Raw genomic sequence first — 12,202 nt, 5'->3', positions numbered from 1 at the left:
GAGATACTCAGTAAGTGCGGATCAGTCCGACGAGACGCCCCTGCACCTTCACCTGGTCTTCAGCATAGGTTTGCGTTGGATAAGCGGGGTTGGCTGCCTGAAGTTCGATCATGCGACCGCTGCGCACGTAGCGTTTGAGCGTGGCTTCATGCCCTTCGACAAGCGCCACAACGATATCGCCGTTATCGGCCGCTGCGGTTTCATGAATAACCACCACGTCACCGTCATTGATGCCCGCATCAATCATCGAATCGCCACGCACTTCGAGTGCAAAATGCTCACCCGAGCTGGACAGCATCCCGTTGGGGACCGCCACATGCGCGGAGGCTTGGCTGATCGCCTCGATCGGTACCCCGGCAGCGATACGGCCCATGACCGCGAGCTCGGTGGCGCCGGTATTCGGGGCGGGTTTCAACTCCGGTTCTGGCGCAGAGTCCGACCTGCCGCCAGAGATCACTTGCGGTGCAAAACTGTCCTGACCGCCGCCAAGACTGTCGGGCAAGCGGATCACCTCAATCGCGCGGGCACGGTGGGCAAGGCGGCGAATAAAGCCGCGTTCCTCCAGCGCCGTGATCAGGCGGTGGATACCGGACTTGGAGCGCAAATCCAGCGCTACTTTCATTTCATCAAAGCTTGGCGGGACGCCGTCCTTTTGCAGACGCTTATGAATGAACTCCAAAAGCTGAAGCTGTTTTTTCGTCAGCATGGCTGGCCTCTCTGCACGATACCTTTAGTCATGTTCTATTCATGTTCTCGTTTTGTGTCAACGGGTCGGATCATAAGGGGAACATAAAAAGCCCTGGCAAGTCGTGCCGCCAACAGGATTTTCGCGGGAGTGCTCGCTTAAAGGGGCAGGTATTCCACGTGGTCCGCGATGTCGCGCGCGGGGTCATGAGGCGGGCGCACGATCAGTGCTTCGGCCTGCGCCAGAACCGACAAGAGCGAACTGTCCTGGCTGTCAAAGGCCTGCAATCCCTGATCGGTCCAGGTCGCACGCATATAATGCTGGCGTGGTCCATTGGCCGGGAGTGCCACCGCAAGCGGCGCTTGCGCGCGTGCCTCTTCTGCAGTCGACAGGCCGAGCATGGCCTGCAGCATCGATACCACGAAGACCCGACCGCAGATCATCGCCGAGACTGGATTGCCCGGCAGGCCCACCATAGCGCCTGTGCCAAAACGACCGGCCATCAGCGGTTTGCCGGGGCGCATGGCGACCTTGTAGAAAGCGCGCTGCAACCCGAGGCTTTCGGCAACGCCGGCCACCAGATCGTGATCACCCACCGAGGCCCCGCCGATGGTCACCACCAGATCCGCATCCGCCGCAAGACTAAAGGCAGTGCGCAGCGAGGCGTCGGTGTCGCGGGCGATCGGAAGCATGCGGACCTCGGCGCCGTGCTCTTCGAACATCGCCTTCAGGCCGAAGGTATTGGAGACGATGATCTGATCCGGACCGGGAACCTCTCCGGGCATGACCAGCTCATCCCCGGTGGACATCAGAGCGACTACGGGACGGCGGCGCACCGGGACTTCGGCTATGTTCATGGCCGCAAGAAGCGCGATATCTGCAGGGCGCAGGCGGCGCGGGGCGTCGACCGTTTGACCTGCGCGAAAGTCGCGTCCGCGGTCGCGGATATTGGCGTTATCGCCCGGATCGTAGCTGATCGTGATGAGGTCGCCCTTGCGATCCACATCCTCTTGAATGACCACAAAATCGGCGCCGTCCGGCACCGGCGCGCCGGTAAAGATCCGCACCGCTTGCCCAGCACCGACACTGCCCTCAAAACCATGCCCGGCCGCAGCCTCGCCAATGACCTTGAACATCGCGTGCAGCTCAACTTCGGCAGCATTCACGGCATAGCCATCCATGGCGGAGGCATCAAACGGCGGCTGATCACGACGGGCAGTGACAGGCTCTGCCAGCACCCGGCCCGCCGCTTGCGCCAAGGGAATAGTTTGAACCTCGACGGGAGAGACCAGATCAAGCAGGGCGGCGCGGGCCTCAGAGACGGAGATCATGATCAGGCCTCGTAGCGGCCGGACTTGCCGCCGTCCTTGAGCAGAACGCGGATGCCACCGATTTCCATCGCCTTGTCGACGGCCTTGGCCATGTCATAGACCGTGAGGCAAGCGGTGGAGACCGCTGTCAGCGCCTCCATCTCGACGCCAGTCTGGCCGGCGGTCTTGACCGTGCCTTCGACACGTACACCTGGCAGATCAGGCTCGAGCGTCAACTCGACCGTGACTTTGGTGATGGGCAACGGGTGACAGAGCGGGATCAGCTCGGAGGTCTTCTTGGCCCCCATGATGCCAGCGAGACGCGCAACCGACAAGACATCGCCCTTCTTGGCGCGCCCTTCCGCAATGATATCAAATGTCTCGCGCGCCATCTTGATGTGACCCTCGGCCACGGCAATGCGTGCGGTCACATCCTTGTCGGAGACATCCACCATATGGGCGTCGCCCTTCTGATCAAAATGTGTGAGCGACATGGGCAGGCCTCCTCAGACGCCGGGAACAAGCGGGTTGGCGAGCAGCGCTCGGGTGGCGGCGGTCACATCGTCCTGACGCATCAGGCTCTCGCCAATCAGGAAACTGCGTGCACCATAGCGGGCCATATCGGAAAGATCCTCGGGCGTGTTCAGACCGCTCTCGCAGACGATCGCCCGCTCTGGCGGGACTAGACGCGACAGGTGGCGGGTGGTGTCCAGCGAGGTCTCAAAGGTGTTGAGATTGCGGTTGTTGATGCCCATCAGCCGTGATTTCAAATGGCTGGCCCGGTTCAACTCGTCCTCGTTATGGACCTCCAGCAGCACATCCATGTCCCATTCGATGGCACAGGCTTCCAGCTCTGCGGCCTGTTCGTCCGAGACGGAGGCGAGAATGATCAGTATGCAATCGGCACCAAGCGCGCGGGCCTCGGCGACCTGATAGGTGTCATACATGAAATCCTTGCGCAGGCAGGGCAGATCACAGGCGGCGCGGGCCTCGACAAGGAATTCCTTGGCACCCTGAAAACTCGGCGTGTCGGTGAGCACAGACAGACAGGTGGCACCGCCATCGGCATAGGCCTGCGCAAGGGCGGCAGGGTCGAAATCAGCGCGGATCAAACCCTTGGAGGGGCTGGCTTTTTTGATCTCGGCAATCAGACCGTAGCCCTCGTGTGTGGCCTGCTGCAGACGGTCGGCAAAGCCGCGCACGGGATCGGCTGCACGCGCCTCTGCCTCAACCTCCGCAAGCGGTTTGGCTGCCTTGTCGGCGGCGATCTCTTCGAGCTTATAGGCTTTGATCTTGTCCAGAATGGTCTCAGACATCAGCGGGGCTCCCTGAATAGGTCCGTGGGGCTGTCCACGAGATGGGCGGCTCGCCGCGGGCGGAGAGCCAGTCATTGATCCGTGTAAACGGACGCGATCCAAAAAAGCCGCGCCGCGCCGACAGGGGCGAAGGATGGGCCGTCTTCAGGATCAAGTGATCGCCGGGACGGATGTGTTTTTCAAGCGCCTGCGCCTGGTTGCCCCACAGGACATAGGCCGTCGGGCGTCGAGAGCTATGATCGAGCACCTGATGCGCAAGCGCCTGCCAACCCAGTTTCTTATGGCCATTGGCATCACCCGCAGGCACCGACAGCACCGTATTGAGCAGGAGCACGCCTTGTTCGGCCCAAGGGCGCAGATCGCCGGTCTCAGGGCAGCTGCCGATGTCGTCGCGCATCTCCTGAAAGATATTGCGCAGGGATCGGGGCAGGGGTGCCACATCCGGTTCAACCGAGAATGACAGCCCATGGGCGTGCCCCGGTGTGGGATAGGGGTCCTGGCCGAGGATTACCACGCGGGTGGCCTCTGGCGAGGTCAGATCCAGCGCCGCAAAGCGCTGGTGTGCTGGCGGTAGGATCTCACGCGCCTCAGCTGCGAGCTGTGCTTCGATCTCAGGCCAGTGTGTGTCAAAGAACGGCAGTTCCGCCCAGCCCCCGACGGCGGGTCGGGGGGCTGTGTGGAGGTCTCGCGCGGCCATTAGCTGGCCTCCGAGGTGATCCGTGCAACCGCCGTGACCTTGCCAAGGGCCGCACCGCTGTCGATGCTTTCGGCGGCGCGCTCGGCCCCTTCCTTGAGCGAGGACACGGTGCCCGCCACCACCTGTGCGGCAGCGGCGTTCAACAGCACGGCGTCGCGATAGGCGGAGGGTTCACCGTTCAAAAGCGCGCGAAACGCCTCGGCATTCTCGGCAGGGGTTCCGCCCACGATCGCCTCGAAGGGATGTTCGGGCAGGCCCGCTTCTTCCGGGTGGACCTCGAATTCGGAAATGCTGCCGTCTTCATTGAGGCCTGCCACCCAGCTGACGCCGGTGATGGTCAGCTCGTCGGTGCCGTCAGACCCATGCACCAGCCATGCTTTTTCCGAGCCGAGCTGTTGCAGGGTTTCCGCCATAGGGCGGATCAGGTCGCGGGTGAACGCCCCCGTCAGTTGGCGTTTGACATCTGCCGGATTGGTCAGGGGGCCGAGGATGTTGAAAATCGTCCGCGTGCCAAGTTCCTGACGGGTGGGCATCACATGGGCAATCGCCGGGTGATGCATCGGCGCCATCATGAAGCAGATGCCCGCTTCTTTCAGTGATTTTTCAACCACTTTCGGGCCGACCATGACCTGAATACCCATCTCGGTCAACGCATCTGCCGCGCCGGATTTCGAAGACAGATTGCGATTGCCGTGTTTCGCCACAGGCACACCTGTGCCCGCCACCACAAAGGCGGTCGCGGTGGAGATATTAAGCGTGCCCTTGCCATCACCGCCGGTGCCGACGATGTCCATCGCCCCTGCAGGCGCGGTGACCTTGTTGCATTTGGCGCGCATCACGGCGGCAGCGGCGGCATATTCATCCACCGTCTCGCCCCGGGTGCGCAGGGCCATCAGAAGGCCGCCGATCTGGCTTGGCGTCGCCTCGCCATTGAACAGCGCGGCAAAGGCGGTTTCGGCTTCGGTACGGGTCAGGGCGCGATCTGCGGCCAGACCGATCAGAGGTTTCAGCGCATCACTCATGCTGGGACCTTCATCTCATTCAGGAAATTCTGCAGGAGCGCATGCCCATGCTCGGAGGCGATGGATTCCGGGTGGAACTGAACGCCGTGGATGGGCAGCTCTTTGTGCTGCAGGCCCATGATGGTGCCGTCTTCCAGCTCTGCGGTGATCTCCAGACAGTCCGGAAAGCTCTCGCGCTCCACCACCAGCGAGTGATAGCGGGTGGCATCGAACGGCGACGGCAGCCCCTTAAAGAGGCCCTTGTCGGTGTGATGCATCTTGCCCATCTTGCCATGCACGATCTCATGACAACGCACCACCTTGCCGCCAAAGGACTGACCGATGGTCTGATGACCAAGGCAGACGCCCAACAGCGGCGTGCGGGTCTCGGCGGCCGCTTCGGTGAGCGCAAGGCAGATGCCCGCCTGATCGGGATCGCAGGGGCCGGGGCTCAGCAGGATGCCGGCGGGCTTCATCGCCATGGCGTGCTGCACATCCAACGCATCGTTTCGCCAGACCTCGATCTCGGCGCCCAGCTCGCCAAGATAATGCACGAGGTTGTAGGTGAAGGAGTCGTAGTTGTCGATTAGCAGCAACATCTTGGGACGCTCTTTTATGGGTGGCGGGCGGGGGCCGCGCCGCAGTATAGTGTGACGGACCATACATGTTCAGGGATGCGCGGCAGCGTCAAGGGCACATCCGGATTGCCAGGTGGCATGAGGGGCAGATGTTCAGCGTTCAGGCGTCTCACAGAAGGTCAGACCACGGGCACAGGACAGAGGGCGAAACAGGCATGCGAGGATTTCTGGGAGGCGTAAGCGTGGGGGCGCTGGTCGCGGTTGCAGGGGCGGCGGTGTGGTCGTTGTCGAGACCATTGCCGCAGGTGGTGCATGTCTCGGATCAGACACCGGAAACGATCCTTGCCAAACGGGTCGAACCCACGCCGCCACAGGACACCCCCGGCAGTGATGCGGATCTGGTCGAGACCGCGCCCGAGGCGCCGGCTCAGGATGCGGGCCTGCTCGATGATGCGCCGGACCAGATCGACACGCAGTCCGCAGCGCGCCCCGAGGTGACGGTTCCAGACGAGGACGCAGCGCAGATCAGCCCTGATGAGGGCGCGGGGGTAACGCCGGATGTTCAGGTCGCATCTGATGCATCCGTGGAGACCACGCCCGGTGGCGAGGGGCTGGATACGCCGACGGCGGATGTGTCGCCCGATGTGGTCGAGGGCAGCGCGCAGCCACCCGCCCCAACACCCATTGATGAACCCGTGCTTGCGGCTCCCGATGTGGAGCTTGATGTTCCTGCTGTGGACGGCGCCTCCGGCAACAGTGAGGCACCGCTTCAGCTTGACGAGGCAGCGATCCAGCCGCCCACGATCAACGCGGCACCAGAAATCACCGCGCCGCCCAGCGTGATGTCACCGCAGCCAACGCCCACACCACAGGTCGGCAGCGACGACAGTGCCTCCGAGGACGAAGACCTCGACCTCAGCATTTCAGAGCTGCCGCAGGCCGGAACCGACACAGCCGAGGACGAAGGCCCCAGCATTGGCACCCGCGTCCTGCCGCTGACCGAGCGGGACGAGGCGCAGGAAACTGCAACGGCTGATCAGGAGCCGCCGTTCCGGCGCAATGCGGAACCGGCTGATCCCGCACCGGGATTGCCGCTGATGTCCATCATTCTGATTGAGGAAGAGGGTGCAGTGGGTGCTGAGGCTCTGGAAGCCTTTCCCTATCCGCTGACGTTTGCCATCGATCCCAGCGATCCGCAGGCCGAGGACCGCATGGCCGCCCGGCGCGCCGCAGGGTTTGAGGTGCTTGTATTGGCGGATCTGTCCCGTGATGCGACTCCGCAGGACGCCGAAGTTGCCCTGCCGGTCTGGTTCGATCGCCTGCCCGAAGTGGTTGGTGTGCTGGAAGGCAACGACGGCGGGGTGCAGGGCAACCGGCCACTTGCCGATCAGGTGGCCACCATTGCCGCCGATCTCGGCTATGGGTTGGTGCTGCAGGACAACGGTCTGAATACGGTGCAGAAGATGGCGCTGCGCGATGGGAACCCTGCCGGTGTGGTGTTCCGCGACTTTGACGGCGCCGGGCAGGATCCGCGCGCCATGCGCAGGTTCCTCGATCAGGCCGCGTTCCGGTCCGGACAGGAAGGCGCGGTGATCATGCTGGGCCGACTGAAACCCGACACTATCTCTGCTCTGTTGATCTGGGGGCTGCAGGACCGCGCCAGCAGGGTCGAGCTGGTGCCCGTGTCCACCAGCCTGAAACGCCTTCTGGACCCGATCTCGCAGTAATCAGCACCTGCTATTCATGATAAAACAAAAAGCGCTCCGCGGAGATTTCCGGGAGCGCTTTTTTGTCTGGAATGCCTAATCAGATCAGCGGTTGCCGTTGCCGGTGAAGCGTGCCGCATCCGCGGCCGCGCGCCGGATCGCATTGGATTTATGCACGGTCTCCATATACTCAGAGTCCGGGTCGCTGTCGTAGACCACACCGCCGCCTGCCTGAATATAAAGCTTCTGATCCTGCACGATCGCAGTGCGCAGGGCGATACACATATCCATGTCGCCACCGGCACTGAAATAGCCGACACCGCCGCCATATATGCCGCGTTTTTCCGGTTCCAGCTCGTCGATGATCTCCATCGCGCGCACCTTGGGCGCGCCAGAGACGGTACCCGCTGGCATGCCGGCGAAAAACGCATCGAGCGCGTCTTTGTCCTCGTGCAACTCGCCGACAACATTGGAGACGATATGCATCACGTGGCTGTAGCGCTCTATGATGAACTCTTCGGTGGGGCGGACGGTGCCGATCTTGGCGACGCGGCCCACGTCATTGCGGCCCAGATCCAAGAGCATCAGATGCTCGGCCAGCTCTTTCTTGTCAGCCAGCAGATCCTGTTCCAGCGCCTTGTCTTCTTCGGGGGTGGCGCCGCGCGGACGGGTGCCTGCGATGGGGCGAATGGTGACCTCATCGCCAAAGACCCGCACGAGGATCTCGGGGCTGGCGCCGATCACCTGGAAACCGCCGAAGTTGAAGTAGAACATGAACGGCGAGGGGTTGGTGCGCCGGAGCGAGCGATAAAGCGCAAACGGTGGCTGCGGGAAGTCCTGCGTCCAGCGCTGCGCGGGCACCACCTGAAAGATGTCCCCGGCGCGGATGTAATCCTTGGCCTTCTCCACGGCGGCCATATAGCCGTCCTTGGTAAAATTCGACACCGGAGGGCCGACCTCCAGCGCCTCGCCCAGATCACGGGTTTCGGCGGGCATGGCGCGTTCCAGATCGCGCACCGCATCCATTACCCGTTCGGCAGCCTGAGCATAGGCCGCACGCGCCGATTGCCCGTCGCTGACCCACGCGGGAGAGACCACCGTGACCTCGCCCTTGACCCCGTCCAGCACCGCCACCGCAGAGGGTCGGATCATCACCGCATCGGGCAGGCCCAGCGGGTCGGGGTTCACATCGGGCAGATGCTCCACATGGCGGATCATGTCATAGCCCAGATAGCCAAACAGCCCTGCGGCTGCCTGCGGCAGATCATCCGGCAGGTCGATCCGGCTTTCGGCCAGAAGCGCGCGCAAAGTGTCGAGCGGATTGCCCGTCAGAGGTTCAAACCCCTCCGGGTCAAACCGGGCCGCCCGGTTCAGCTCTGCCTGTTCGCCCCGCGCACGCCAGATCAGGTCCGGCTTCATGCCGATGATGGAATAGCGCCCGCGCACCTCGCCGCCGGTCACCGATTCCAGCATGAAGGCATCCTTCTGCGCGCCGGTGAGTTTCAGCATCAGAGACACGGGCGTATCCAGGTCGGCTGCAAGCCGCGTGTAGACCACCTGGTTTTCGCCCGCCTCATAGGCTTTGGCGAATGTGTCGAAGTCGGGGATCAGAGCCATGAGAGCATGCGCCTCGAACTTAGGAGTTACTGGAAAGTGGCGTGAACTGCATTCACCGCCTGTTGGTTGACCTGCGGACGTGCGCGGGTCTGAACCGCCTGCATGTAGATCTGGAAGATCTCGTTCGACAGGGACTGATCGAGCTGTTCGCTCAGCGCCTGTGTCAGGAACTGCATGTCGTCGCTGTCGTCCGGCGGCAGCGTGTCGTCGAGGCGTACAACGACCGTACCCTCCGCATCGGACACCACGCGGACGTCGCCAACTTCCATTTCAAAGACCTCGTTCATCAGGTCAACCGGGGTCTGGTCGAGATAGGCAGTCCGTGTCAGGCCGGTTTGCTCGGTGACGTCGCGATCTTCCGGGAACTGGCCGTCATTGGCTTCGACCACCGCTTTCAGCTCATCTGCTTGTGCCTTCAGCGCTTTGGCAACACGATCTGCCTTGAACGCCTCGGTCACCGCTCGACGGGCGCTGTCGAACGGTTCGGGACGCGGATCCAACACCTCGTCAAGACGCAGCGCAAAGACACTGCCGTCATCGAGGTAATCAACGGTTGGAAAATCCTCGACGCTGACCGCCTCGGCTGCGGTGCGGAAGGTGTCATAGGCGGCAATGCCATCGGTGGTATCGGCGGTCCAGTCGATGCGACCCACGGCCAGACCGTTCTCTTCCGCGGCCAGTTCTTCAAGCGTGGCACCGCTGGCCAGAAGATCATCAATGCCTTCGGCGCGCGACTCGATCACCCGGCGGGCACGGTCAAGCGCCAGCTCTTCGCGCAGAGCGGGCAGCGCGTCCTCGAAACTGGTGAAGCTTGCTTCCAGCAGACCGTTCACACGGTAGAGCGCGGGGCCAAGATCGGAGGGCAGTGGCCCGGCCACGCCGCCCATCTCAACCGCGAACACCGCTTCGCCGGCGGCACCAAGGTCGTCCTGCGCCACGTCGCCTATGTCGATGTCGGACAGGCTCAGGCCGCGATCCTGCACCAGTGTCTCAAAGGTGGTTCCGCCAACGTCCAGCTGCGCTTTGGCCGTGTCTGCGGCGTCCTGATCGGCAAAGACCAGACGCTCAACCAGGCGACGCTCCGGGACATTGAACTCCGCGTCGCGTTCCTCATAAAGCGCGCGCAGGGCGGTCTCATCCACTTCGACCTCGTCGACCAGAGCATCGGGGCGCAGGGCCACATAGGTGATGACTTTGGTCTCGGGCAGGGTGAAGGCGTCGATGTTGGCCTCGTAATAGGAACGCAGCTCGTCCTCGGTCGGTTCGACCGCAGTCAGGACCGCATCCTCTGGCGAAAGCCGCACATAGGCAAAGCTGCGGCGCGCTCCGATATAATCGGTCAGCGTTTCGCCCAGTGCCGTAGGCATGCGCGTGCCGCCGACGATGGCCCCTTGCAGCAACGTACGGGCGGTCTCGGCACGCATGTCCTCTTCAAACTCGGGTTCGGAGAGGCCGGCGTTTTCAAGCGCAAAGCGATAGTTGTCACGGCTGAACGCACCGTCAGAACCCTGGAACGCCTGAATTTGGGTGATTTCCTTCAGCAAGGTCTCATCCCCGACGGAAATCCCGAGCGTTTGCATCTCGTTGTCCAAAGCGGCGGATGCGACAAGGCCCGAAAGCACACCGCGATCCACGCCCATGGAAATCAACTGCGACAGCGGTACCGATTGGCCGGACTGGGCCTGAATGGCGCGTTGTTCCTGCTGCAGCGCACGGGCGTAGTCGTCAACGCTGACGTCGGTCTCGCCCACGGTGGCCAGCGTGCGCGTGGTGCCGGACACGTTGATCGCGCCAAAGCCGGCAAGCCCCACGAACAACAGACCCATGAGGATCCAAACGAAGGTCTTGGAAAGGTGTTTCATGCCTGCGGCCCTTTATGTCGTCTTTTGGTGGCGCGCCGCAGCGTTGAAGCCGGGCGGCCAAATTGCGCCGAGCGGATCGGCGGTCTCCTGTTGCTGCCCTGAATACGCGTCTGCCCCGGCAGGGGCAAGCATAGAGGGCAACGCGCACATGGGGATGCACGGCGATGTCAGTCCGCGTCTGTCATCCGTCGAAATCAGCGAGGCGCGAGATCATGTCCGCAATGCCTGCACGGTCGACATTTGCAAAGGCAATGCGGAACTGGCGGTGGCCTTCGGGCGCCTCGGCGGGGGTGAACATGGTGCCGGGGAGCAGCAGCATCCCGGCCTCGCGCAGAAGCCTCTGCGCAAGAACATCGGAACTCTCCTCATAGGGATGCGCCACATAGGCGAAATAGGCGCCAAGGCCGAGAAGTTGCCAGCCCTTCGCCGCCAGAGGGGCAAAGCCGTCCTGAATTGCGGCGCGACGATCCAGGATTTCGGCTCGCTCCCCCGCCAGCCACTGGTCGAGATTGTCGATGCCCCATTTTGCCCCGATCTGCCCCAGCTGTGCCGGGCATATGGTGACGGTGTCGAGGAATTTCTCCATCTCGAACAGGCGATCAGGACCGGCGGCGATGGCGCCAACCCGATGCCCCGTGAGGCGATAAGCCTTGGAGAAGGAATAGAGGTGGACAAGGGTTTCCTGCCAGTCCTCGCGCTGCAACAGGCGATGCGGTGCGCCGCTGCGACTGTCGAAATCGCGATAGGTCTCATCAACGATCAGGGTCAGCCCATGACGCTGCGCGAGGTCAAAGAACGCATCCAATAGCGCTGACGGATATTCAACGCCGCAGGGGTTGTTTGGAGTGACCAAGGCGATGGCGCGGGTGCGATCCGTAATCAGCGCCTCGGCCTGTGCGACCTCCGGCAGCATCCCCTCGCCGACAGGCAGGGGCAGGGTCGTGACCCCCTGCATGTCCAGCCACATCTTGTGATTGAAGTACCACGGCGTCGGCAGAATCACCGCGTCCCCCTCGGCACAGAGGCTCTGGATCGTGGCGGCAAAGGCCTGATTGCAGCCTGAGGTGATGGCGATATTGGATGGGGCAATCGGGGCGTCGTAGTGACGGCTCATCTGATCCGCCAGCGCCGCGCGCAGATCCTCATTCCCAAGCACCGGACCGTATAGATGCGCACTGGTCTGGTTCAGAACAGCCTCTGCCATCGCCTGTCGCAGCCCTTCGGGCGGAGCGTCTGCAGGGGCGGCCTGACTGAGGTTCAACAAGGGCTGATCGTCAGCAAAAGTCACACCCGCGAGCCATCTGCGCGATTCCACGATCGGAGAGACGAAGGTGGCTTGGGTTCGGGCGGTCTTCATCGGCAGCTTCCTGTATTGGTCATGGCGTCGAGGCGCAGGCGGCATTAGGGCGATTTCAACTCGAGGACGCAAG

At 62.7% G+C, this 12,202-nt stretch carries 11 protein-coding genes; 1 reads left to right on the top strand and 10 read right to left on the bottom strand.

Features of this window, described 5'->3' with window-relative positions; translation table 11 throughout:
• Window positions 1-7: 7 nt before the first annotated feature.
• The 7 genes from lexA to R0J92_RS05950 all read right to left on the bottom strand — a co-directional run bounded on the left by lexA (window position 8) and on the right by R0J92_RS05950 (window position 5,608).
• The gene (lexA, locus tag R0J92_RS05980) at window positions 8-706 is read right to left on the bottom strand and encodes a transcriptional repressor LexA (protein WP_106163586.1); all 699 of its coding nucleotides are present in this window, start codon (window positions 704-706) and stop codon (window positions 8-10) included.
• A 137-nt stretch (window positions 707-843) separates the two neighbouring features.
• Window positions 844-2,016, bottom strand: a complete 1,173-nt coding sequence (glp, locus tag R0J92_RS05975; protein WP_411051035.1) for a gephyrin-like molybdotransferase Glp — start codon at window positions 2,014-2,016, stop codon at window positions 844-846.
• Between the two features lie 2 nt (window positions 2,017-2,018).
• Window positions 2,019-2,489 (bottom strand): cyclic pyranopterin monophosphate synthase MoaC, encoded by a 471-nt coding sequence (gene moaC / locus R0J92_RS05970; protein ID WP_411051034.1) that lies wholly within the window; start codon window positions 2,487-2,489, stop codon window positions 2,019-2,021.
• Window positions 2,490-2,501: 12 nt separating this feature from the next.
• Entirely contained in the window at window positions 2,502-3,311 is an 810-nt protein-coding gene (trpC, locus tag R0J92_RS05965) for an indole-3-glycerol phosphate synthase TrpC (RefSeq protein WP_411051033.1), read from the bottom strand.
• Window positions 3,304-4,008, bottom strand: coding sequence for a uracil-DNA glycosylase (locus R0J92_RS05960; protein ID WP_411051032.1), 705 nt, complete (start codon window positions 4,006-4,008; stop codon window positions 3,304-3,306). Before R0J92_RS05960 ends, trpC begins: the two co-directional genes overlap by 8 nt.
• Window positions 4,008-5,030, bottom strand: coding sequence for an anthranilate phosphoribosyltransferase (trpD, locus tag R0J92_RS05955; protein ID WP_411051031.1), 1,023 nt, complete (start codon window positions 5,028-5,030; stop codon window positions 4,008-4,010). Before trpD ends, R0J92_RS05960 begins: the two co-directional genes overlap by 1 nt.
• Window positions 5,027-5,608, bottom strand: coding sequence for an anthranilate synthase component II (locus tag R0J92_RS05950; RefSeq protein ID WP_411051030.1), 582 nt, complete (start codon window positions 5,606-5,608; stop codon window positions 5,027-5,029). The genes trpD and R0J92_RS05950 overlap by 4 nt, the downstream gene beginning before the upstream one ends.
• A 194-nt stretch (window positions 5,609-5,802) precedes the next feature.
• Between R0J92_RS05950 and R0J92_RS05945 the strand changes: the two genes are divergently transcribed.
• Window positions 5,803-7,314 carry a divergent polysaccharide deacetylase family protein gene (locus tag R0J92_RS05945; RefSeq protein ID WP_411051029.1) on the top strand — a complete coding sequence of 504 codons (1,512 nt, stop codon included), beginning with the start codon at window positions 5,803-5,805 and terminating at the stop codon, window positions 7,312-7,314.
• Between the two features lie 84 nt (window positions 7,315-7,398).
• On the opposite strand, the gene trpE is transcribed toward R0J92_RS05945, so the two are convergent.
• The 3 genes from trpE to R0J92_RS05930 all read right to left on the bottom strand — a co-directional run bounded on the left by trpE (window position 7,399) and on the right by R0J92_RS05930 (window position 12,129).
• Window positions 7,399-8,910 (bottom strand): anthranilate synthase component I, encoded by a 1,512-nt coding sequence (gene trpE / locus R0J92_RS05940; RefSeq protein ID WP_411051028.1) that lies wholly within the window; start codon window positions 8,908-8,910, stop codon window positions 7,399-7,401.
• A gap of 26 nt (window positions 8,911-8,936) precedes the next feature.
• The gene (locus tag R0J92_RS05935) at window positions 8,937-10,772 is read right to left on the bottom strand and encodes a peptidyl-prolyl cis-trans isomerase (protein ID WP_411051027.1); all 1,836 of its coding nucleotides are present in this window, start codon (window positions 10,770-10,772) and stop codon (window positions 8,937-8,939) included.
• Between the two features lie 181 nt (window positions 10,773-10,953).
• A complete protein-coding gene (locus R0J92_RS05930) occupies window positions 10,954-12,129 on the bottom strand; it encodes an aminotransferase (RefSeq protein ID WP_411051026.1) in 1,176 nt (391 codons plus the stop codon).
• Window positions 12,130-12,202: the final 73 nt, after the last annotated feature.

Source organism: Tritonibacter sp. SIMBA_163 (assembly GCF_046535935.1).
Taxonomy (GTDB): Bacteria; Pseudomonadota; Alphaproteobacteria; order Rhodobacterales; family Rhodobacteraceae; genus Epibacterium; species Epibacterium scottomollicae.
The sequence above is the reverse complement of the archived record's forward strand: the minus strand, read 5'-3'. Positions and strand labels throughout refer to the sequence as shown.

Excerpts from the sequence above, each read along its gene's own strand:
- lexA (WP_106163586.1), bottom strand. The coding sequence starts at position 706 with ATGCTGACGAAAAAACAGCTTCAGCTTTTGGAGTTCATTCATAAGCGT.
- glp (WP_411051035.1), bottom strand. The coding sequence starts at position 2,016 with ATGATCTCCGTCTCTGAGGCCCGCGCCGCCCTGCTTGATCTGGTCTCT.
- moaC (WP_411051034.1), bottom strand. The coding sequence starts at position 2,489 with ATGTCGCTCACACATTTTGATCAGAAGGGCGACGCCCATATGGTGGAT.
- trpC (WP_411051033.1), bottom strand. The coding sequence starts at position 3,311 with ATGTCTGAGACCATTCTGGACAAGATCAAAGCCTATAAGCTCGAAGAG.
- R0J92_RS05960 (WP_411051032.1), bottom strand. The coding sequence starts at position 4,008 with ATGGCCGCGCGAGACCTCCACACAGCCCCCCGACCCGCCGTCGGGGGC.
- trpD (WP_411051031.1), bottom strand. The coding sequence starts at position 5,030 with ATGAGTGATGCGCTGAAACCTCTGATCGGTCTGGCCGCAGATCGCGCC.
- R0J92_RS05950 (WP_411051030.1), bottom strand. The coding sequence starts at position 5,608 with ATGTTGCTGCTAATCGACAACTACGACTCCTTCACCTACAACCTCGTG.
- R0J92_RS05945 (WP_411051029.1), top strand. The coding sequence starts at position 5,803 with ATGCGAGGATTTCTGGGAGGCGTAAGCGTGGGGGCGCTGGTCGCGGTT.
- trpE (WP_411051028.1), bottom strand. The coding sequence starts at position 8,910 with ATGGCTCTGATCCCCGACTTCGACACATTCGCCAAAGCCTATGAGGCG.
- R0J92_RS05935 (WP_411051027.1), bottom strand. The coding sequence starts at position 10,772 with ATGAAACACCTTTCCAAGACCTTCGTTTGGATCCTCATGGGTCTGTTG.
- R0J92_RS05930 (WP_411051026.1), bottom strand. The coding sequence starts at position 12,129 with ATGAAGACCGCCCGAACCCAAGCCACCTTCGTCTCTCCGATCGTGGAA.